The organism is Dyadobacter sp. UC 10 (assembly GCF_008369915.1).
Lineage (GTDB): Bacteria > Bacteroidota > Bacteroidia > Cytophagales > Spirosomataceae > Dyadobacter.
Map to the genome: position 1 here is coordinate 4813622 of NZ_VSRN01000001.1, position 19804 is coordinate 4833425.

Here is a 19804-nt window from a genome sequence, read left to right on the forward strand (position 1 = left end):
AGCCATGCAAAGACGAGATTTTATCCGTTCGGCCGGCGTCGCCGGTGGGTTGTTGTTATCATTCCAGGAATTGATGGCTGGTTCCTGGGAGGCAAAACTGGTTGCGCCCGGCACGGTAGTGCCCGGCACAGCTCTGGGTGACTTTGTACGAATTGACGCCAATGGCGATGTACTGTTCCAATTTGTAAAACATGAAATGGGGCAGGGCGTCGCCACGGCTATGGCGCAGATTCTGGCGGATGAACTTTGTGCGGATTGGGAAAAAGTGAGAATAGCCTTTCCGGATGCCGATATGCAGCGCTATCAGAATGACAGGAATGGCGGGCATGATACGGGCGGAAGCTGCACGATCATTTATCAGTGGGACCTGCTGCGCACAGCGGGCGCGACGGTAAAGCAAATGCTCATCGCAGCCGCAGCCAGGCAATGGAACACGGCGCCGGAGCAGTGCTATGCTGAAAAACATTATGTGTTTCAGAAAAACACGGCGAAGAAACTCGCTTTCGGAGCATTGGCGCTATCCGCAGCCAAGTTGCCGGTCCCGGCTAAGGTCGAACTGAAAAAAGCGATTGATTTCCAGATCATCGGAAAGTCAAAACCGGCCAAGCTTGTACCCAAAATCGTTACCGGCGAACTCAAATATGGGATGGATGTGAAGGTGCCCGGGATGCTTTATGCGGTCATTGCACGTTGTCCGGTTTTTAAAGGGAAACTAAAATCTTTCGACGCTTCGGAAGCAATGAAGATTGCAGGGGCCAGGGACGTCTTCAGTACGCAGCCAATTGCAGGTTTGCAGCTGAATGCTCCATATATGCCGTACGATATCCGCGAAGGCGTGGCTGTTGTCGCAGATTCATTCTGGGCTGCCAGGCAAATGCAGGCTAAGCTCATCATTCAGTGGGACGAAGGCCCGAACGGAAAGCTGAGTTCGCCCGATTTCGAAGAAATGGCATGGGCGCGCGCCACGCACCGGACCGATCCCACTGGTTTTATCGGCGATGCCAATGCGGTGGCTGACCTGAACCATGTTCGCAAAACAGTGCGCGCTTCGTACGTTTATCCACAGCAGCTGCATTCTTGCATGGAACCGCTCAACTGCACTGCGCATATGGGCGAAGATGGATGTGAAATCTGGATCGGAACGCAGGCGCCGCATCTGATTGACAGCGAAATACGCCGTGTTTTCGGGTTTTCTCAGGACAGCGTTAAGATCCATCTTTGCCCGTCGGGAGGTGGTTTTGGCAGACGGTATTACCCTGATATGGCAGTGGAAGCAGCTTTTGTTTCCAGGCAGGCGGGCAATGTACCAGTGAAAATGATCTGGACACGTGAGGACGACCATCAGGCGAATTTGGCGCACCTTTTCCAGCACATGGAATATCAGGCTGCATTAGACAAGGACAACAATTTGTATGCGTGGTACGAAAAGGAGATCAGGACTTACACCTGGTCGGCCAGGTATATGGACCCGAAACTGCCGTCAATGGCATATGCAATCCCGAATGTGCGCTATGATTTTGAAGATATGATCCAGCAGGAACTGGTGCATTCATCGGCCTGGCGAGGCGTGGATGGTCATGGTCGGTTTTATGGTGAGTGCTTTCTGGACGAAGTAGCCGCGGAATTGAAACGCGATCCGCTCGAATTCCGTCTGGCGCTTTTAAACGGTGGAAAAGATACTTATGTCGGGGATGCGATACCAGTTCACGGGTCGAGGATCTTGCGGGTATTGAAACTGGCCGCCGAAAAAGCGAAATGGGGTGAACCATTACCGCCAGGCCGGGGAAAGGGCATCGCAGTAAGTACATTCGGATACAGCTATTGTGCAGTTATTGCAGACGTTACCATGCATGAAAACAAGCTTACTATCAACAAAATGACCATTGCCATCGACTGCGGGAAAGTCATTAATCCGTCGGGTGTCGAGCAACAAATGACCGGGGGCATTGTATGGAGCCTTACCGCATTATTATATGGTGGACTGCCTATTAAAAATGGCCGGGCGGTGCATACCAACTTCCATGAAAACAAGTTGCTGCGTATGAATGAATGTCCCCCTATGGAAGTGCATTTCGTTGACACCGATGAACAAAGGCCGGGCGGAGTAGGTGAAGTATCCAGTCCGCTGGGCGTTCCGGCAGTATTGAATGCGATCTTCGCTGCCAGCGGTAAAAGGATCCGGAAGATCCCGCTGGAAATGCAGGGGATTGGTACGGCTTAGGAAAGTCTGGTTTTGATTAAAATATTTTCACAAGCTGCTGACATAGTGCTGTCAATGCGGGCGCTTTTTTTTGCTTAAAAATTCTAACTAGATGAAAAAACTAGATTTGACCCAACACTACAAAGCATATTACAATGCTGATGAAAGCCCGCAGCTGGTAGACATTGAAAAGGCGCAGTTTATTTCGATCACGGGCAAAGGAGACCCGGCAGAGCAGGAATATGCTGACAAGTTGCAGGCCCTGTATGCTACCGCGTACGCGATTAAGTTTCTTTGTAAATCAGAAGGCAAAGATTTCGTAGTCCCAAAGCTTCAGGGGCAGTGGAGTTTTGACGACAGTGCGTATAAAAATGTCTCCATGGAAGAAGCTCCGGCACTTGTCCCCCGCAGTGTATGGGAATACAGAATGCTGATTCGAATGCCTGACTTTGTGAACGAAAATCTGCTGAAAGCTGCCGTGCAAACTGTCACTGTTAAAAAGAAAATCCGATTGGCGGCAGATGTCGAATTTTACCAAATGCAGGAAGGTAAGGCTGTTCAGATGCTCCATGTGGGCCCATTTTCAACCGAAATTCAATCTTTGAAAAAGATGCAATCATTTATGACAGCGCATAACTTGCAGAAAAATGGATTGCATCATGAAATCTATCTTTCGGATTTTAGAAAAGTAGCACCCGAAAAGTTGAGAACAATTTTAAGGGAACCCGTTAAGTAAACTTTTAATCTCATCATATGGGTAAAGAACATCACTACGCAGCGACAATCATCTGGACAGGCAACAAGGGTACCGGAACATCCGGTTATCAGGCCTACGGACGCGATCACGTCATCGAAATTGAAAACAAGCCAGTACTACATGCTTCTTCCGATCCGGCTTTCAGAGGGGACCGCACCAGGCATAACCCGGAAGAGCTGCTGTTATCCTCATTGTCGTCCTGCCATATGTTATGGTACCTGCACCTTTGCTCGGAAGCGTCTGTGAGGGTGACCGACTACGTGGATAAGGCTGCCGGAATCATGGTTGAAACACTGGATGGGGGAGGGAGGTTTGCAGAAGTAACACTGAATCCGGTAGTGCATGTATCTGATCCCTCCATGATTGAAAAGGCGATCAGCTTACATGGGAAAGCCAACGAATTGTGCTTTATCGCCAACTCGGTCAACTTCCCTGTTTTGCACCGGGCAGAAGTTCATGTGGCAGATTGATCCGCTGCTAATTGACATTGTTACGATATACTTCAAGGAAGCCGGACAGATCCTGAATGATCAGGATTTTGGTAATCAATCCACGATCAAAAGTGACGATCATGGCGTAAGGGCTTCGGAAAGTCCGATTGTTTTTCTTTAAAGTATAGGCATCGTCACCCAGTATGATCACTTTATCGTCGTGCGCTACAAATTCCATCGGAGCCTGTTGTTTGAATACCGCCGTAGCCGGCAATATCTTCATGAAGTAGTCAGAAACAGCCTTTTTGCCTTTGAATTGACCGCTGATCGGCGTGCCTTCGCGAATTGTAGCTTCGAAAACAACGTTGTCTGAGAGAATACTGATCAATGGAGTAAAATCCCAGGTCTTATCCACTTCTTCCATGGTTTCTTTTAATACTAATAGGTTTTTTTTCATTTCATCTGAATTTGAGCAAGTCGAAAAAATTCCGGCAAACATTAGCGATATGATTCTTTTCAAAAGCATTGCGTTGATTTTTTGTGTCAAATTTCGTGCGGTTAGACGATAAAAAAATTAAAGTATTTTAATAAATGGCTGCTGCTGAGATTTTTACGGATCATTTTAAAAAGCTCGTCACGCACATGAAAAACTATGTTGACCTGACAACCGAAGAGTTGTGTTTAATCGAAGAACATTTCCAGGTTGCGTCTTTCAAGAAGAAAGATATGGTGTTAACAAAGGGTCAGGTTTGCCGGCACACCGCATTTGTAACCAGGGGATCCTTCCGGACATTCATTGTAGACGAGCAGGGGAACGAGCACATCAGCAGGTTTGCGCTGGAAGATTGGTGGCTGGGCGACTTGATGAGCTTTATCGACCAGTCACCGGCAACGTTAAATATCCAGGCTCTGGAAGAATCGGTTGTAGTCCGCATTTCATTTGAGCATCTTGAAGAGCTCTATTTCAAAGCGCCGGTAATGGAGCGGTTTTTCCGGCTGGCCTATCAGCGATCGCTGGCACATTTGTTAGTGCAAAAGAGCGAACTGATCACGGAATCGGCGGAAGAGCGGTATGAAAAGTTTTTAAACACCTATCCTTCCATTGGTCAGCGCGTACCTCAATACATGATCGCGTCCTATCTTGGCATGACGCCGGTATCGCTGAGTAATATCCGGAAGAAAAGGTCGCCGGTTCGTCCGAGTTAGCATTTATCATATGAAAGACGCATTGCCACTGTATAAATCCTATTTATTTTCAGTAGCCTACAACATACTTGGTCAGATACAGGAGGCTGAGGATGTGGTTCAGGATTGTTTCGAGGATATTCTGAGCACTCCCGACAGAGAAGTGCAAAATGAAAAAGCATATCTGACCCGGGTGGTTGCCAATAAATCCATTGACCGTTTGAAGAAGCTCAAAAAAGAGCGGGAGCAATATCCGGGAACATGGCTGCCCGAGCCCTATCTGCAGACGGAACTGCCGGCCGCGGACGAAGAAAAAACGGATATACTTTCTTATGGCTTAATGAGCCTTATCGAACAGCTTAACCCGGTTGAAAGGGCTGTGTTTGTCCTTCGGGAAGCCTTTGATTACTCGTATGCCTCACTAGCCGAAATAGTACAGACCAGTGAAACCAATTGCCGCAAGATCCTTTCGCGCGCACGGGTGAAACTCAGATCCGAACCGTTACGGCAGACCAACGGTAAGTCACACCGGGAACTGCTCGACGCGTTTCTTCGGGCACATCAGCAAGGAGATATCAAGTCGCTGGCATCGCTGCTGAAGAAAGACGTTATCATTTATTCCGACGGCGGAGGGAAAGCTTCGGCGGCATTGAAGCCAGTGACAGGAGCGGATAACGTGATGCAGTTGCTTGAAGCCATATCAGGCATGGAAAGCGTTCAGGCGCAGACTGTTCAGATTCTGCGGGTTAACGGGCGCCTGGGACTTGTATTTTTTTCAGGCCAAAAACCCGAAACGATCTTTTGTTTTGAGGTAGATAAAATGGCTTTCTCGAAAATGTATATCATACGTAATCCGGACAAGATGAAAGTCAGTTATTAGCCCAGGAAAAGCCTTCCATTTTGAACCAGCTCCATGAATGCTTCACGATAACTTTTGCTGAGTGGGACCTGCCTTTCTCCTATATAAATGGTGTTTCCCTGAATCGCGCCAACTTTTGCAAAATTTATGATAAAAGAGCGGTGCACGCGCACAAATGCGGGCCGGGGCAGCATTTGTTCCATTTTTCCCAGTTGCCCCAAAGTCATGATCTTTTCTTTCCCGCAGAAAATGAGCACATATTCCCCATATGCTTCGATAAGGTCAATGTTGGTATAAGCGATTTTGTGGATTTTGGAATCGGCTTTGACAAACAGATATGCATTTTCCTGTTCATCGTTTTTAGGCAAAACAGCATTGCTACCGCGTTCTGCGGGCACTTTTTTGTTCAAAAGACAGATGTATTCCGTTGCCCGGCTGGTTGCCTGGAAAAACCGCTCGAAGGAAATTGGTTTGACCAGATAATCAAGCACAAAAAGCTCATAACCTTGCAAAGCGTATTCTGTGTAGGCCGTCGTGAAAATGGTCACCGGTTTGTTTTGTAAAGAACGGAGAAAAGACAGCCCGGTCACATCCGGCATCTGGATGTCCAGAAAAAGTAAATCAATGCGCTGTTTCTGCAAAAAACTTTGCGCCTCCATGGCCGATGCGCACGCAGCAACCAGGTTTAATTCCGGTATTTTAGAGATATAATCGGTCAGCAGCCGCCGGGCAAGCAGCTCGTCATCGACAATCAGGCAGTTTACAGTCATAAGTGAAATATTTTTAAGCTGACCAAGAATTCACCTTCCATCTCAGCTACCTGTAATTCATAATTTTCAGGATATATCAGCTGCAATCTTTTGCGCACATTGGCCAGCCCGATTCCTGCTTTCGGTTCCTCATTTAAAGGTTGCTTTGTTGTATTCCCGCACTCGAAATGCAAGGTTCCTGACATATCCACGCGCAATGAGATATGGATATGCCCGTCGGGATTCGTATCCAGGTCTGAAAATTTAAAGCTGTTTTCAATAAACACTAAAAGGAGCAACGGAGCAATGAAATGGTTCGGCTGTACACCGGAGGTTTCCAGCGAAACACGCTTTTGGTAAACATCCGATTTAAGCTGTTGCATGGCAATAATGTTACGCAAAAACTCCACCTCTTTTTCAAGCTTAACCCGGTCGGCCTGGCAATCATAAAGCGTGTAGCGCAGCAGCTCCGAAAGCTTCATGATCATGGGCGCAGCATTGTCGTCTTTCAGGTAAGCCAGCGTGTACACATTGTTCAATGTATTAAAAAGAAAATGCGGATTGATCTGGTTTTTAAGGACTTGCAGCTCTGTTTCCAACTGTTTCCTGTGCAGCTCTGACTGTCGTTGCAATGCATAAAAGCGATCGGATGCAAACTTGTAGGCCGTACTGACAATGTGGATTACAAACAGAAAAAAATACATCCTGCCGAACTGGAATGCACGCGGATATCTGATTTCACGTTTGCCCGCCAACAAATGCAAACCCGGCTCGGTAAGTTTCATATAAAGTACCGTAAGCAGAAAGATCAAGATCGCAACCTGTGCTGCGTAAGCCAGATATTTCCTCTTTTCAAGATAATGCGGGATCAAAAAACAAATGGTCGCGAATGCAGTGATTCCCTGTGCAGCCACATTAACGGAAGCGGCCCAAGCCGCATTGCCGAACGGTTGAAAGCTGGATAACAGGAATAGCCAGATCAGCCAGTAACAAATCCCGAGCACATACGGGTTGGCCAGTTTATATTTCCACTCCCTGCTATCCATTGTTCTTTGTTTTTCCTGCAAGTGTAAGATAAAAGTGACCTATGCAAAAAATTGTCCGCTCAACTTACCAATTCTTCGCATAAACGAATCCTTTTTTCACATGAATGGATTTCAATGGTCGCCCTGGGTCGCTCAAAGGGGCTTTTTGTGATTTTATGCAGGAAATCGCCGCGTTCGATGAATTTTTTTCCATTTGCAAAATTTAGAAAGTTGGTTTGAAACAGATACAACAAAAATCTATCAAACCATGGAAAAGAAACATGTAATCATGACCGCGCTTTTCGGGCTGGTATTCCTTTCAAATCCCTTATTCGCACAGAAGGTGCTGATGGAAAAGCCCGCCACAGAACGGGCAAAAATGCAGACACAACGCATGGCCACCACCCTGAAACTGGATTCGGCGCAGACCGGGAAAGTGGAAAAAATCAATCTGACCTATGCCCAAAAACTGGATCCGATCATGCTCGGCAACGGCAGCAGAATGTTTAAGCTGAAAGCGGTAAGGGCACTTCAAAGCGAAAAAGAGGCCGAGCTGAAACAGGTTTTGAGCCAGGAACAATTCAATCAGTTTAAACAGCAGCAACAGGAACGAAAAGATGAAATCAGGAAAAACAGGAGGTCTTAATTGGTCATTGGGGAGGGGCTTGCTGATGGCCGGATTGTTTTTGGCAGGGTGCAAAACCAGCGAACCGGGCAGATCCGAAATATTGGACCCTGCCTATGGTCCAGGCTGGTCGGCTGTGCATGCCGACAGCCGCAACTCCGATTACTCGCCTTTGCAAGGTCCCCGCAAAGTTGAACTCGCGTGGCATCGCAAATTTGACGGTACCATTAACCTTGGCCCGACCATTGGCAGGCAAGGGCAAGTTTACATAACGACCAATGCCGGTGACTGCTATTTGTATGCATTGGATCCCCGGACGGGAAAAACGGTTTGGTGTACCGATAAAGTAAACAAATTCGCTGTTGCTTCGTCTGCCCTCCTCGATGAGCAGGGACGACTTTTCATCGCGGATAATGAAGCTATGCATGCATTTGACGCATCCGGAAACCTGCTCTGGGAAACGAAGATCAAGGGCTTTCCATTCTCCGCGCAATTCACACAGACCGGCAGGCTGATCTTCATTACCCACATCGGCGTCATTTATGTGCTCGACCGAAAGACAGGTGCATTTGTTTTAGATCCGCACCCGCTTTCAGCCGAACTTCCGTCTGACCCGGACTTTGATCCCAGGGCCTGCATGCGCGGCACTGCGGATTGTCCCTGCGCAAATACGGTTGCCATCGACCAGCAGACGGGCCGGTTCTTTTTTACTTACTGGGCACCGGGAGCGGCCCGGGCCAGCGTTCGGGCGATGGTTTACTCGGAAAAGGACGGGCCTGCGATCAAACCGTTGTGGGAGCATAAAGAGCTTCCCGGCGGCAGCGCCTCCAGCCCGGATATTTCGTCAGACGGTTCGCGCATTTATGTCAATGATAATGCGGGCGGCCTGCACGCCATCGACGCGGCCAAGGGCAATAGCATATGGAAATATAATATTGGTTATGAGCCGGGAGGGAGCCAGTCCACTTCGCCCGAAGGCCTTATTATGCCTGCCGGTGGCGGTACAGCGCCGCTCATGTGCATTCAGGATGTCGGTCAGGAAGCGAAACTGGTGTGGAAAAAGGACAGCCTGAACCACCTGGGGTTGCCTATGCAGACAGCCGGGAACCTGGTGTATGCCACCGTTGCGGGTTCGCCCGATAAATCCTACAAAGAACTGGTAGTCGTTGACACAAAAACGGGTGAAGTCCTCGACCGCATGCCATTCCCCGGCAAAACGCTCTTTACGGTCGGAACTACGATTGGCCCGGAAGGTAACGTGTATGTGCCTGCCTTTGACGGGACTCTGTTTGCTTTCCGGCCGAGGTGATTTTTAGCTACATAACATTGAATTTTTAGTCAGAAAAATAGAATAACATGAAAACAATGCGATTGATTTTTGGATTAATATTTCTCGTATCCATGGCTGCCAGTTGCCAAAACAGCACGCCTGACCCCGGCAAACCCAGCCAGCCCGGGCAGCCTACGTCTGGTTATGGAGGCAGTGGGTACCAGCATGCCGAGGTGATCAAGAAAAATTATGATGACGGGCCCACCGGTTACTGGTTGTATTTACCTGCATCTCCTGCGCCGGTTTCGGCCCCAGTTATCGTGTTTAATCACGGCTATGGAGGCTGGAATCCTGCCAATTATGGTGCCTGGATCAAGCATTTGGTGAGGCAGGGCAACATTGTGATTTATCCCCGCTATCAAAAGGACGCGCGGACGAAGCCGGCAGAATTCACACCCAATGCTGCCGCAGGGATTAAAAGGGCTTTACAGGTTTTGGCATCCGGAGAATTGAAAATCAAGGCCGGGACGGACCAGCTTGTGATCATTGGTCATTCCTATGGGGGTGTGGTGACCGCGAATCTGGCACTCAATGCTGCCGAACTGGGCATACCGCAGCCGAAAGGCATCTTTCTGGCCGCAGCTGGTGTGGGGCCGGTGCCCTCAGGCCAGGCAAAATCCTATGCCGGGCTGCCTGCTTCGTTGAAGCTGCTGATGATCATTGAGAAGCAGGATACGATGGTAGACAGTGTTTTTATGAAAAAAGTATATGCTGAATCGAAGGCCATCTCAGCATCCAATAAGAACTTGCTCATGCATTACCCCGACGGCTACGGGAACGACTCGATCACTGCCGGACACAATGAACCTACATGCGCAGACCTGGATTTTGATAGCAAGGACGGCAAACTGGCCGCATCCCCCGAGGTAGATGCCACCGACTATTATTGCTACTGGCGCCTCGCCGATGCCCTGATCGATTGCAGCAGGAACAATAAAGGATGCCCCACCGCCTTCACCGAAACAAAAGAACAGACGTTCATGGGCAAGTGGAGCGATGGCGTGGAAATCAAAAGGCTTACCGGCCGCTAGCTTTGTCACAAAACAGGCTGTTTCAAGACCTTTAAAAAACAAATTTAAAGAAGACGATATGCCTGAAATGCTGGAAGAAGCGGTTTATTTTGATTCGCACGGAACACGTTGCGCAGGTCGCATTTATGTCAATGAAAATCAGCAGTCACCATTGCCCTGCATCGTGATGGTCAATGGGTTCACCGGTACAATGGACTGGCTTTTGCCCGATTATGCGCAACGGTTTGCAGCAGCCGGATATCTGGTACTCACTTTCGATTATCGCTTTTTTGGACAAAGCGAAGGAACGCCCAGGCAGCTTATCGATATTCATAAACAGCGTGAAGACATCATTGCCGCCGTAGATTTTATCAGGCAAGACCGGCGGGTTGACAGATTGAGAATCGTGCTATGGGGAACGTCACTCGGCGGTGGACACGTATTTTATACAGCAGCCAGGATCCCGAACCTGGCTGCCGTTATCGCTCAGGTTCCTGCATTTGATATGGTTAGCAAGGACGCGCGGGCATTGGTGCGTTTATCCGTCGGTTTTAAGTTGAAGCTCCTGCTTGCGGCGATGGTGGATTCGGTCAAAGGCCTGCTTGGGTTGTCTCCGTATTATATGAAGGTATATGGCGAGCGCGGCGAACTTGCTGTTTTTCAGGGAGAAGACCTGCGTGAAAATTTCCGGAACCTGCAAAGGAAAAGCCGGTTCTGGAAGAATCGGTTTACACCCCGCTTTTATCTGGATCCTCCGCGTTACCGGCCCGATGAAGCCCCCGGAGCTGACACGCCGGTGCTGGTGTGCATTGCCAGAAACGAAATTTACGCAAACCCTGCATTTCAGGAAAAGATCGCCCGATCCATACCATTAGGTGCCTGCAGAATTTACGAAGCTGACCACTTCGATTTTTACCACAAAATGCTGTCAGACACGGTTGAAGACCAGGTCGCATTTTTGGACAAATGGGTCTAAAACTGCGGCTCTCGCTGCATGAACCAGGTTTTTATACCCAAAACTATATCCGATGCTACGACTTTGAATCCGAATCTTTGGTACAGGGCCAAATTCTCGGATTTATCCGTTTCTAAAAAGGCAGGGTGTTGCATTGCATCGGCGTGTTTGCAAAACACCTCCAGAAGGCCGCTCCCTATCTGTTGCCCCTGGTATTCATTCGCCACTGCCAGTGGCCCAAAATGAAGGTGATAGCCTTTCGGATCTCGTTTTCCCCAGGCTTTTTGCCATCGCAAGACTGGTATCATGGTCAGTCTCAGCGCCGCAGCCAGGGAAAGTACCGGGGGCAGGTGCGCTAACGGATTCAATTGACAGTTGTCGGAAGTAGTGTAGCACATTACACCGGCGATGCGTCCATCTATCGTGGCTGCGAAGGTTGTAAAACCAGGCCTTGCCAATACGAACCGAAACATTTGCTCCTGCTTTCGTATCGCCTCCTGATTTGCGCTTTTAAAAACTGCCCGGTTAATCGGGTTGCTGGACATTGTTGTAGCCAGCAACCTCGCAGCCTCGTCGTGCGCATCGGGGGTGAGTTTGGAAATAGCCAGCATATTATCGTTTAACCTTATTTTTTATCGGTGGGATGGTTTTTAAATATACATATATGGCTGCGCTTTCTTCTTCGGTCAGTTCAGGAAACAAGGGCATAGGATAACTGATCACCGAGTTGTCTTTTGCGACACCCTCCGTAATGGCACGTCTGAATTCGGCTTCGGTCCAATCCTGAATGCCCGTTGCATGCGGGGTAAGATTGGGTGTCCTGATCTTTTTTCGGCTGGCGTCGCGCAATTTGTTCCCCCCGCCCATAAATCCCTTCGATTTGGCAGGATCCAGTGCGTCCAGGGAGGCAAAACTTTTGGAATGGCAATGATAGCACGCCAGGTTGTCGACCAGATATTTTCCGAGCAGCACCGCGTCGCTTTTGGGTTTCTGAATGCTGCTGTCGCGGTATTCTCCGGCTTTTACCATACTCAGACCAAGCCGGCCAATAGGCGTGTACTTGGTTTTTCCTGCTTTTCTTGCTGATGGTTGTACTGCCGGGTCGTCAGATTTCAAATAAGCAATGATAGCGTCCAGGTCCTGATTGGCCATATTGGGGCGGTGCATGTAGGGCATCAGCCGTCCCGTCCTGCTGATGCCCGTGCGGATCAGGTAAGCGAGTTCTCCGGGCGAGTATTTGCCGGCACCGTGTTCGGGATCCCGGGTGATGTTTGCGGAGTATATCTTACCGATAATTCCAGGAGAGTCTTCCAGCTTTTTTCCGCTGAAATCCTTCGTCTCGAAATTATAATGGCACGATCCGCAGACCAGCATAGTAAGTCTTTTTCCTTCCCTGATATCCCTTGATTCGGCTCTGTATTCAATTTTTTCTGTTTGATACTGAATTTTACATCCGGAAGCGATAAAGATCGCCCCGGGAAGCATCCAACTTTTCCAATTCATGGCATTATTTCGTTCAGTTTTGAAATACAAAACTAAGCGGGTGTATGCCCTGGATAGCTCCATTTAAGGACCGTCATTGACCGCTTCATCCGCCAGATTGTCCGGGCTTCAAAAGCCCGGATGCGAGTGTAGTAAAGTTGCGCACTACCGGAAAGCATACCTTCCAGCAACCAGCCAGAAAGGGGAACGAAACAGCCATTTGACGCCATCAATTGCAAGCGGGCGTGTGCGCTGTACATTAATTTTACGAGGGTAAAATCAGGCATCATGAAAACGTTTTCGCCTGTAACATAACCATTCACCATGATGAATTTCGACAAAAACGGCCGGGTCATTTTTACTATACCCGTCGTCACAGGTATGATTTATTGCTGGATCCAGACCGTGATAACGGGCGCTTTGTTATTTGATACTTTTGTGTTGTACCCCAATATTTTCAGCGATGTGCCGAAATCGCTTTCAACTTCCATGGCGTTTTTGAGTCATGCAAGTCCAGGCAGCTTTTTTCCTCCGCTCGGGGCTTCTTCGCTGGTAATCGGGTTGGCCGCATTGTGGTTTTGGAGGGGGCAGCGACAGGTGTTTTATTATTTTCTAACCTGCTTTTTACTCGTTGTGGCATTTGACTTTATCGCGTCGGCATTGTATTTCTGGCCGCGCAATGCGATCATGTTTACCGAAGGAATGAAAGTGCATGATGCGCAGACGCTTATTACGGCAGCAGGGGAGTTCCGTTCTCTGCATTGGGTTCGGGTTGCGGGAAGTATCGCGGCAAGTTTTTGTGCCATGACCGGGCTGGTCGCGGCCGTGCAGCACGTTATTCGAAATTGCCAGGATTAAAAAATGCTTACCGGTTTTCGACCCAGGCAAGGAAAGCAGTGGATTTTGCCTTGCTGACGATGACCGGCTCGCTGGCCACGCCTTCCAGTTTGACCATTAATTTTCGGTCGTCATAATGTTCGATGCGGTGAATGGCTTCGAATGCGAGTAACGTTTGCCGGTTTGCACGGTAAAATTTTTTGGGATCAACCTGCGCCTCTATGGAATCCAACGGCTTGTATAACTGAAACTTTCTGCCATCCTGCATGAATAGCTCTGTGGTTTCATGACATACCTTAAACAGTAAAATATTTTCAGTCGCGACGGGAATAAGCTGGTTCCGGAAATGGATCAGAAAGCTGCTTTTATATTTTCGGTTACGTGATTGAATGGAGGTAATTATTTTTTCAAATGCATCAATGTCGTGTTTGGGGGCCAGCATTTGGGCGATGGATTCGAGCTTCCTCAGGCTTTTCTCGAACAGATTTTCATTGATCGGTTTCAATATATAATCAATGCCGTTGCTCTGAAAAGCCTGAATGGCATATTCGTCATAGGCCGTGCAAAAGATGATCGGGCAGCTCAATTCAATCTTTTTAAATATTTCAAATGCAAGTCCGTCGCCCAGTTGAATGTCGGAGATGACCAGCTCTGGCTGTGGGTTATTCAGGAACCATTCTGTCGCAGTTTCCACGCTGTCCAGCACTGCAAGTATTTGATTGTCAGGCCGGAGTGTTTTTATGCAATTCTGAATGTCCCAGGCAGTGTGGACTTCGTCTTCAATGATTACAATGTTCATATCAATCGGCGATTGGCAGTAAAACTTCAAAATGGTTTGCATCCTTCTCCACGCGGATGCCGCGGCCTTTGAGGATTTCAAAGCGGTTATTAATATTATTTAAACCTACCTGAGAAGTTTCACCGGCCTTTTTGAACTGGAGGTTATTCTTCACAACTAAAAATCCGTCCGCTACATAAATGCAAACTTTCAACGGTCGCTTTTGCGAAAAGACATTATGCTTCACCACGTTTTCAATCAGCAGTTGGAGGGTGTTGGGAGGAACGGTTGCAGCCAGGATGCTGGCAGGAATTTGGATATCCACAGTAAATGCCTCTCCATAGCGTATTTGCAGCAGGTTGACGTAAGATTTCAAAAAGCAGATTTCTTCATCCAGCGTCACTTCCGTCATTCCATTGTGAACCAGCATATATCTGTAAATCGACGCCAGCTGATCGATAAATTTCAGCGATTGCATCTGATCCTGTTTGACAAGGGATTTCAGGGTGTTGAGTGAATTGAAAAGGAAATGCGGGTTTAACTGCTGTTTTAATGATTCGTGCAAAGCAATGAGATTTTCGCGTTTCAGGGTTTCCAGTTCAGCCTGCACCCGCCTGCTTTTTTCTGCGACGTCATAAAAATATTTGATCAGGATTACGAGGCCATTTAAAAGGATGATCCTGAGTATGAGATAGAACCAGGCTTTCGGGGAATGTATCAATGCGCCTCTTACCTGCGAGAGGAGTAATTCGGAGTTGTCTGCAAAACCGATGGTCAGAAATATGGCTATTGCACAAACCGTCGAAAGCAGGATGCGCAGCACCAGTTTTCTGGCGCTTTTTTTACTTTCCCTAAAACCGGAGAAGTCAATCAATGCAAAATTGATTGTCCAAAAAGAGAAAATGCAGCAAAATGAAAATACAAAACGCAGCAGAGCCTCAGAGCCGCTGGACCCGGAAAATACAAAAACACCAGGCAGGACAGCCGCCAGAAGCGCGCCTGTTTTTAGCTGATATTTCCGGATGAATTTTGACATGGTATTCTGTTTTGTCCGTTTCGGGTGTCTGATGGCCTGCCTGATATGCTAAATTGGTTATTGTTAGGCTTATATGTCAAGTTCTGCATTTAAAAATCTGGTTGCGGCGGTATTTTTGTACGATAATTCTTGGGAATGATCCGGTAAAACAAACGATGTCATATGCAGTATTCATTTCAAAAAAATGGCCAGGGATTCTGGTCAGAAGCCGTCGCATCACACATTAGAAACATGGAATCGATATTCAACGCCGCGTCCTCCGAAGGGATAACATTGTGGCTCGAAAGTGGCTGGGCGATTGATGCCCGCATCGGACAAATTACCAGAGAACATGAAGATATCGATATTGCCTACCCGGCTGAGCATCATGATAGCTATATTGATTTGCTCCGCAATCTCGGATTTTCGGGATACGAACAAATGGATTATGGTTTTTTGATGAGTAAAAATGACATACTGATCGATTGCGAACCTTGTTCAAAAATTGGTGAGGCGTATATATTGCCGGGATTTCCTTCCGGTTCCTGCCCGCCGGAGCCGGAAGGAAAACTTAACGGTAAACTCATCCGGTGCATCAGCTGGCAGGCGATGTATTTCGAGTTTTTGACTTACGAACAGGAGATTCCCAGATCCGACTGGCGTCCCAAAGATCATGAAAGCCTCAGGCTCATTGAACTACATCTTTCTACGGAAGAGCGGAAGGAGGTGGAACGTCATCTTGAAATAGCAAATAACCCGACCTGATATGATCCTTCGAAGTTGAAATCTATTTCCCGTCCCGGGCTCGTATCAATTCGACCGATTTGCGCTCCGGGTCGGCCGTAGCAATGTCAGGGATTACTCCTTTTCCCTCCCAGTTGGTTTGTGTGACAGGATTGACCGGACTTGCAATGGAGACAGACATTCTGAGTCCAGCTGGCAAGTCAAAATACTCATTTCGATTGGCCCCTCCTGCGCTGGGCTGGCCCACAACAATTGCCTTTTTGAAGGCCTGTAAGGTATAGGCAAAATATTCAGCAGCCGAGGCGGTTTTATGGTCAATCAAGATGTAGAGTGGTGTGCCGATCCGGAGTTTTCCATAAATCAGATCAGAACTTAGTGTCACCTGACAAGTCCCTTTTGCAGATTTCGTAGTTGAAATTTCTATGGGTTCGCCGTCAAAATAATGGTTCAGGATGTATTCCATAATACCCGGGTAGCCGCCGCCATTTCCCCGCAGATCAATAATCAGGTTTCGCCTGTTTTCAACCAGTTTCATTGCCGCCACAGCAGTTTGCATGGATCTTTTTGGGTGCATAAATTCTGTGATCCTGAGGTAAGCGATGTCATCGTCTAAAATCTCCATGCGCGTAAAACCGTAATTGTATTTCTGCTCTCTGCCCTTTTCCAGTTGTTCCCAGTTTCTACTGTCTGCCCTACCATTCTCCCTGCCCTGGACATATAGATGGCCGTCTTTGCTAATTTCCCGGAGGTCTTTGGTCAGCTCGTCCGCCAGCGCTTTCTTCTGATTGTAACGCAAATATTTGCCGGACGACGAAAGCTTACGGAATTCGCTGCAAATGCTGCTGCCTGCAATACTGTCGACATAATGATTCTCTATCAATCGGGGGATGGCTGCTGTAATAGCTTCTATTTCGCTTTTGTCAAGAATGTCACTATCAAGATGTGACCGAGCCGTATCCGACTGTGAGTAAGACGCCCGAATCAGCAAGAGCTGGGTCAGGATAAGTAGGATGGATCTCATGTTCCGGATCTGATTTTGAATTAAATAATATCACAGCAAAAATAAATCTGCGGTTTTCCTAGCCAGCTCAGTTCATCGGCAATCCTGCCCGTTTGATCGCTGGTATTGCCTCGCTTTACAGAATTTGAAGTGAAGCCTTTCAACCATTCCGGCTCAATGTCAGTCAATTGGGAACAATATTTCTTTCCTGTTGCAGTAGCGTTTCAAAGTCTTTCTACGACATCATGATGTAACCATTTAAATCTGTTAGCAAAATGAAAACACAATTCTCACAGCGTACTACGCTTCTTCTGCTTCTTGTCCTGTTCATCTCTTTTTCTTGTAACAAGGAAAACAACATTGCTCCTGAGCCGGATAACGGCTTACTCATCCAGACAAACCGTGATGAGTATAATAAGCTTATGGCAGCACGCGAGACGTTTGACGGGACGCCTTTTGAAATCAAAAACGTTGACAGAACGGGGAACACGCTGAAGATACATGTGACTGGCGCCGGCGGCATTGAGAATTACAAGGTGGTTTGGGACGGCTCGCTGATGCTTTCGTATCCAATGCAGGCCAGGTTAGTGGTGGGTTATGATACGCCTGATGGCGTTCAGGATGCCATGATGCATGATTACACGCTGGAAGTGGATCTCCAAAAGCTCTTTGGCAGTGCAGCAGATGCGTCTGATGTCATTGTGCATGTGTCAAACGGTTCAAAAAAACAGGATACAACAGTTGATCCCGACGGAAGCACGTCCAGCCCGAAGTAACACAGCGTCCTATTCAATCACCTTATCTTCTATTGCCCCCGGGATAGGCCGGGGGCAATACCGTTATATGTTCCTGTGGAATGGCTATCTGATTGTACAACCGATGAAAAACAATGGATTGAACGCTGTGCGAAAAAAGATCCCAAAGCGCAGCAATGGGTTTTTAAGCATTTTTTTGGTTTGGTGATGGGCATCTGCGTGCGATATCTCTCGGTTTACGATCTGGCGCAGGAAGCGGTCAGTGATTCTTTTCTCAAAATATTTGATCAGCTACCCAGGCAAGTTTCGGAAATCCGGTCTTTCAGGGCTTGGATGCGCGCCATGGTTGTTCGCACAGCCATTGACTACTTTCGAAAGGAGAAGAAAAACTTTGCTGTAATCGATTTGGATGCCGTTTTTGAGCATGCGGAAATAGAGGAGGAAGTGACTTCAAATCAGTCGGTTGCTGAGATTTTGCAGCTGCTCGACAAACTTCCGCCCGTTTGGAAAGTGGTGTTCAACTTGTATGAAGTGGAGGGTTACAGCCATGAAGAAATTGGTAAAATGCTGTCTATCACCGCTTCATCCTCACGGGCTTACCTTGCAAAAGGAAAGCAGAGCCTGCGGAAAATGATAGCGATACAAAACGGAAGCAATTAAGATGTCAGACCAGGAACCCGACAACAAGCGGATCATCGACCAGCTTTGGGCGCACACCGAGCCTTACCAGCTCGGCGCCTGGGAGCATTTTGAACGATTGCGGGACCAGCGGAAGCGGAAAAGGAGGGTTGTCATGTATTGGCTGAATGCGGCTGCTGTGCTGGTTATTTTTGGAACAGCCATTTTGGTAAGCCAACTAATACCCGCGGAGAAAACGGCGAATAACAAAACTGCGGTAAATCAGATCAGGAACGACAGGGTTTCCGGCAAAGAAAACCTGGGAAAATTGTCTTCTGAAAAAGCAAACAGCCTGAATTCCAGGCCGGATTTGAGTCAGGTGAATGGAAAGAAAGAGAGAATAGCGACTGAAATACGCAGTCAGCAAAGTTTCAGGAAAGGGCCTTTAATCGGAATGCCTGAATACCAGCCTGCAAGTGCAATCGCGACAACAGATCAGACGAAAGAGCAAGAGTTACGGAGCCTGGATGTTCTGCAATCCCGGCCGTTCACGTTTCAAAATGTCCAGTTCGGCAAGCTATATATTCCGGTTAGGCAGCAGCTTTCAGAACCACCTGCTCGTCTGCCCGGATCGTTTCGTTTTGGCGTAGCTGTTTCTCAGCAATCAAACCAGGCCGCATGCACGCACCTGGAAATGAATTATGGTGTGGGCGGCGCTTTATACATCCCTATTACACCTAGAATGGCCCTCGTTACAGGTGCATCCGGAAGCAGACAGTCTTTAAATGTAGAAATAGATGCCATTGCCTCGACGCTTTCGGGTGGAATAGCACAGTTGCAACGCGCTCGTTATCAGTGGTTCAATGTGGAAGTGCCCGTGCATGTCCAATACAGCGTCAAGACTTTCAACAAGGCCGCGATCACCGCAGTTGGCGGTTTATCGTGGCTGGGCAGCACAGGACAAGTGTCGGATTATTTTTATAAAACCAGCCGCACAATTACAACGTTATCCGAAACCGCAGGAGGGCCTGTCGTGGTTTCGACACAAACTATCGAGGATTTCAGCTCGGTAACGGAAGAGGATAAAAAGGGCGACTGGGCCTTCGGCGGCGCACTTTACTTTGGATTGGGATTTAATTATCAAATGAAACATTACGGTCTGGGAGTCGAACCATATGTCAAATACCCGATTGGTCCCGTCACCGCAGAAAAGTTACAGCTCACTTCCTTAGGCGTCCAGTTGAAACTGACAGGATTGCTCAGCAAACCAAAGTAATATCCAACGATCCACGGCGAACTGACCACGACAGCGTTTCCTGCGCGTCCTGCTATCAGGCAGGCCCTTCGGTGCCGCCCGAAACCAGGCGTTGCATCGGATTACAATCGGCTTTGGGAAATAACTGTCACGCCATTGTTGGGATTTGTCGGATAGTCTGGCTCAACCTGTTT

23 protein-coding genes are annotated in these 19804 nt (G+C 48.0%); 14 read left to right on the forward strand and 9 right to left on the reverse strand.

Going from position 1 to position 19804, the window contains the following annotated elements; all coding sequences use genetic code 11:
* Positions 1 to 4: 4 nt before the first annotated feature.
* From FXO21_RS19850 to FXO21_RS19860, 3 genes are all read left to right on the forward strand, one after another.
* On the forward strand, positions 5 to 2221 hold the full coding sequence (locus tag FXO21_RS19850) for a xanthine dehydrogenase family protein molybdopterin-binding subunit (protein ID WP_149641719.1): 2217 nt from the start codon (positions 5 to 7) through the stop codon (positions 2219 to 2221).
* A 91-nt stretch (positions 2222 to 2312) separates the two neighbouring features.
* Entirely contained in the window at positions 2313 to 2936 is a 624-nt protein-coding gene (locus FXO21_RS19855; RefSeq protein WP_149641720.1) for a GyrI-like domain-containing protein, read from the forward strand.
* Between the two features lie 17 nt (positions 2937 to 2953).
* Positions 2954 to 3427 (forward strand): OsmC family protein, encoded by a 474-nt coding sequence (locus FXO21_RS19860; RefSeq protein WP_149641721.1) that lies wholly within the window; start codon positions 2954 to 2956, stop codon positions 3425 to 3427.
* Positions 3428 to 3434: 7 nt separating this feature from the next.
* On the opposite strand, the gene FXO21_RS19865 is transcribed toward FXO21_RS19860, so the two are convergent.
* Positions 3435 to 3845: a nuclear transport factor 2 family protein gene (locus tag FXO21_RS19865; RefSeq protein ID WP_149641722.1), complete on the reverse strand. Its 411-nt coding sequence runs from the start codon at positions 3843 to 3845 to the stop codon at positions 3435 to 3437.
* A 134-nt stretch (positions 3846 to 3979) separates the two neighbouring features.
* Between FXO21_RS19865 and FXO21_RS19870 the strand changes: the two genes are divergently transcribed.
* Both FXO21_RS19870 and FXO21_RS19875 read left to right on the forward strand, forming a co-directional pair.
* On the forward strand, positions 3980 to 4594 hold the full coding sequence (locus tag FXO21_RS19870; RefSeq protein WP_149641723.1) for a Crp/Fnr family transcriptional regulator: 615 nt from the start codon (positions 3980 to 3982) through the stop codon (positions 4592 to 4594).
* A gap of 10 nt (positions 4595 to 4604) precedes the next feature.
* Positions 4605 to 5453 carry a sigma-70 family RNA polymerase sigma factor gene (locus FXO21_RS19875; protein ID WP_149641724.1) on the forward strand — a complete coding sequence of 283 codons (849 nt, stop codon included), beginning with the start codon at positions 4605 to 4607 and terminating at the stop codon, positions 5451 to 5453.
* Here the strand turns inward: FXO21_RS19875 and FXO21_RS19880 are convergent.
* Positions 5450 to 6202 carry a LytR/AlgR family response regulator transcription factor gene (locus tag FXO21_RS19880; protein ID WP_149641725.1) on the reverse strand — a complete coding sequence of 251 codons (753 nt, stop codon included), beginning with the start codon at positions 6200 to 6202 and terminating at the stop codon, positions 5450 to 5452. The genes FXO21_RS19875 and FXO21_RS19880 overlap by 4 nt on opposite strands.
* Positions 6199 to 7227, reverse strand: coding sequence for a sensor histidine kinase (locus tag FXO21_RS19885; protein ID WP_149641726.1), 1029 nt, complete (start codon positions 7225 to 7227; stop codon positions 6199 to 6201). The genes FXO21_RS19880 and FXO21_RS19885 overlap by 4 nt, the downstream gene beginning before the upstream one ends.
* Positions 7228 to 7474: 247 nt before the next feature.
* Here FXO21_RS19885 and FXO21_RS19890 point away from each other — a divergent pair, with 247 nt between their 5' ends.
* The 4 genes from FXO21_RS19890 (at position 7475) to FXO21_RS19905 (ending at position 11147) form a co-directional block, all read left to right on the forward strand.
* Positions 7475 to 7852: a hypothetical protein gene (locus FXO21_RS19890; protein WP_149641727.1), complete on the forward strand. Its 378-nt coding sequence runs from the start codon at positions 7475 to 7477 to the stop codon at positions 7850 to 7852.
* A complete protein-coding gene (locus tag FXO21_RS19895; RefSeq protein WP_149641728.1) occupies positions 7824 to 9140 on the forward strand; it encodes an outer membrane protein assembly factor BamB family protein in 1317 nt (438 codons plus the stop codon). The genes FXO21_RS19890 and FXO21_RS19895 overlap by 29 nt, the downstream gene beginning before the upstream one ends.
* A gap of 92 nt (positions 9141 to 9232) precedes the next feature.
* Positions 9233 to 10192, forward strand: a complete 960-nt coding sequence (locus FXO21_RS19900) for an alpha/beta hydrolase family protein (protein WP_192579269.1) — start codon at positions 9233 to 9235, stop codon at positions 10190 to 10192.
* A gap of 58 nt (positions 10193 to 10250) precedes the next feature.
* Entirely contained in the window at positions 10251 to 11147 is an 897-nt protein-coding gene (locus tag FXO21_RS19905; RefSeq protein ID WP_192579270.1) for an alpha/beta hydrolase, read from the forward strand.
* On the opposite strand, the gene FXO21_RS19910 is transcribed toward FXO21_RS19905, so the two are convergent.
* From FXO21_RS19910 to FXO21_RS19920, 3 genes are read right to left on the reverse strand one after another with little or no spacing between them, the layout of a single operon-like run.
* Entirely contained in the window at positions 11144 to 11737 is a 594-nt protein-coding gene (locus FXO21_RS19910; RefSeq protein ID WP_149641731.1) for a GNAT family N-acetyltransferase, read from the reverse strand. The two genes, FXO21_RS19905 and FXO21_RS19910, sit on opposite strands and share 4 nt — an antisense overlap.
* Position 11738: 1 nt before the next feature.
* Entirely contained in the window at positions 11739 to 12629 is an 891-nt protein-coding gene (locus FXO21_RS19915; RefSeq protein WP_192579271.1) for a c-type cytochrome, read from the reverse strand.
* A 32-nt stretch (positions 12630 to 12661) separates the two neighbouring features.
* On the reverse strand, positions 12662 to 12949 hold the full coding sequence (locus FXO21_RS19920) for a hypothetical protein (protein WP_149641733.1): 288 nt from the start codon (positions 12947 to 12949) through the stop codon (positions 12662 to 12664).
* Between FXO21_RS19920 and FXO21_RS19925 the strand changes: the two genes are divergently transcribed.
* Positions 12933 to 13466, forward strand: a complete 534-nt coding sequence (locus FXO21_RS19925; RefSeq protein ID WP_149641734.1) for a DUF1772 domain-containing protein — start codon at positions 12933 to 12935, stop codon at positions 13464 to 13466. The genes FXO21_RS19920 and FXO21_RS19925 overlap by 17 nt on opposite strands.
* A gap of 7 nt (positions 13467 to 13473) precedes the next feature.
* Here FXO21_RS19925 and FXO21_RS19930 read toward each other — a convergent pair whose 3' ends face one another.
* Together FXO21_RS19930 and FXO21_RS19935 are read right to left on the reverse strand one after the other, a co-directional pair.
* Positions 13474 to 14244: a LytR/AlgR family response regulator transcription factor gene (locus FXO21_RS19930; protein ID WP_192579272.1), complete on the reverse strand. Its 771-nt coding sequence runs from the start codon at positions 14242 to 14244 to the stop codon at positions 13474 to 13476.
* 1 nt (position 14245) lies between these two features.
* On the reverse strand, positions 14246 to 15259 hold the full coding sequence (locus tag FXO21_RS19935) for a sensor histidine kinase (protein ID WP_149641736.1): 1014 nt from the start codon (positions 15257 to 15259) through the stop codon (positions 14246 to 14248).
* A gap of 231 nt (positions 15260 to 15490) precedes the next feature.
* Between FXO21_RS19935 and FXO21_RS19940 the strand changes: the two genes are divergently transcribed.
* Positions 15491 to 16003: a nucleotidyltransferase domain-containing protein gene (locus FXO21_RS19940; protein ID WP_225865767.1), complete on the forward strand. Its 513-nt coding sequence runs from the start codon at positions 15491 to 15493 to the stop codon at positions 16001 to 16003.
* A gap of 22 nt (positions 16004 to 16025) precedes the next feature.
* Here the strand turns inward: FXO21_RS19940 and FXO21_RS19945 are convergent, their stop codons facing one another.
* Positions 16026 to 17003 (reverse strand): S41 family peptidase, encoded by a 978-nt coding sequence (locus tag FXO21_RS19945; RefSeq protein ID WP_149641738.1) that lies wholly within the window; start codon positions 17001 to 17003, stop codon positions 16026 to 16028.
* Between the two features lie 254 nt (positions 17004 to 17257).
* Between FXO21_RS19945 and FXO21_RS19950 the strand changes: the two genes are divergently transcribed.
* The 3 genes from FXO21_RS19950 to FXO21_RS19960 all read left to right on the forward strand — a co-directional run bounded on the left by FXO21_RS19950 (position 17258) and on the right by FXO21_RS19960 (position 19631).
* Positions 17258 to 17758 (forward strand): hypothetical protein, encoded by a 501-nt coding sequence (locus tag FXO21_RS19950; protein ID WP_149641739.1) that lies wholly within the window; start codon positions 17258 to 17260, stop codon positions 17756 to 17758.
* A 75-nt stretch (positions 17759 to 17833) separates the two neighbouring features.
* Entirely contained in the window at positions 17834 to 18397 is a 564-nt protein-coding gene (locus FXO21_RS19955; protein ID WP_149641740.1) for an RNA polymerase sigma factor, read from the forward strand.
* A 1-nt stretch (position 18398) separates the two neighbouring features.
* Positions 18399 to 19631, forward strand: a complete 1233-nt coding sequence (locus FXO21_RS19960) for a hypothetical protein (protein ID WP_149641741.1) — start codon at positions 18399 to 18401, stop codon at positions 19629 to 19631.
* The last annotated feature ends 173 nt before the right edge of the window (positions 19632 to 19804 follow it).

Bases quoted from the DNA above. Each gene is read 5' to 3' on its own strand.
- FXO21_RS19865 (WP_149641722.1), bottom strand. From the start codon at position 3,845: ATGAAAAAAAACCTATTAGTATTAAAAGAAACCATGGAAGAAGTGGAT.
- FXO21_RS19950 (WP_149641739.1), top strand. From the start codon at position 17,258: ATGAAAACACAATTCTCACAGCGTACTACGCTTCTTCTGCTTCTTGTC.
- FXO21_RS19905 (WP_192579270.1), top strand. From the start codon at position 10,251: ATGCCTGAAATGCTGGAAGAAGCGGTTTATTTTGATTCGCACGGAACA.
- FXO21_RS19890 (WP_149641727.1), top strand. From the start codon at position 7,475: ATGGAAAAGAAACATGTAATCATGACCGCGCTTTTCGGGCTGGTATTC.
- FXO21_RS19885 (WP_149641726.1), bottom strand. From the start codon at position 7,227: ATGGATAGCAGGGAGTGGAAATATAAACTGGCCAACCCGTATGTGCTC.
- FXO21_RS19875 (WP_149641724.1), top strand. From the start codon at position 4,605: ATGAAAGACGCATTGCCACTGTATAAATCCTATTTATTTTCAGTAGCC.
- FXO21_RS19930 (WP_192579272.1), bottom strand. From the start codon at position 14,244: ATGAACATTGTAATCATTGAAGACGAAGTCCACACTGCCTGGGACATT.
- FXO21_RS19900 (WP_192579269.1), top strand. From the start codon at position 9,233: ATGGCTGCCAGTTGCCAAAACAGCACGCCTGACCCCGGCAAACCCAGC.
- FXO21_RS19915 (WP_192579271.1), bottom strand. From the start codon at position 12,629: ATGAATTGGAAAAGTTGGATGCTTCCCGGGGCGATCTTTATCGCTTCC.
- FXO21_RS19895 (WP_149641728.1), top strand. From the start codon at position 7,824: ATGAAATCAGGAAAAACAGGAGGTCTTAATTGGTCATTGGGGAGGGGC.
- FXO21_RS19850 (WP_149641719.1), top strand. From the start codon at position 5: ATGCAAAGACGAGATTTTATCCGTTCGGCCGGCGTCGCCGGTGGGTTG.
- FXO21_RS19870 (WP_149641723.1), top strand. From the start codon at position 3,980: ATGGCTGCTGCTGAGATTTTTACGGATCATTTTAAAAAGCTCGTCACG.
- FXO21_RS19925 (WP_149641734.1), top strand. From the start codon at position 12,933: ATGATGAATTTCGACAAAAACGGCCGGGTCATTTTTACTATACCCGTC.
- FXO21_RS19855 (WP_149641720.1), top strand. From the start codon at position 2,313: ATGAAAAAACTAGATTTGACCCAACACTACAAAGCATATTACAATGCT.
- FXO21_RS19940 (WP_225865767.1), top strand. From the start codon at position 15,491: ATGGAATCGATATTCAACGCCGCGTCCTCCGAAGGGATAACATTGTGG.
- FXO21_RS19935 (WP_149641736.1), bottom strand. From the start codon at position 15,259: ATGTCAAAATTCATCCGGAAATATCAGCTAAAAACAGGCGCGCTTCTG.
- FXO21_RS19860 (WP_149641721.1), top strand. From the start codon at position 2,954: ATGGGTAAAGAACATCACTACGCAGCGACAATCATCTGGACAGGCAAC.
- FXO21_RS19910 (WP_149641731.1), bottom strand. From the start codon at position 11,737: ATGCTGGCTATTTCCAAACTCACCCCCGATGCGCACGACGAGGCTGCG.
- FXO21_RS19960 (WP_149641741.1), top strand. From the start codon at position 18,399: ATGTCAGACCAGGAACCCGACAACAAGCGGATCATCGACCAGCTTTGG.
- FXO21_RS19945 (WP_149641738.1), bottom strand. From the start codon at position 17,003: ATGAGATCCATCCTACTTATCCTGACCCAGCTCTTGCTGATTCGGGCG.
- FXO21_RS19880 (WP_149641725.1), bottom strand. From the start codon at position 6,202: ATGACTGTAAACTGCCTGATTGTCGATGACGAGCTGCTTGCCCGGCGG.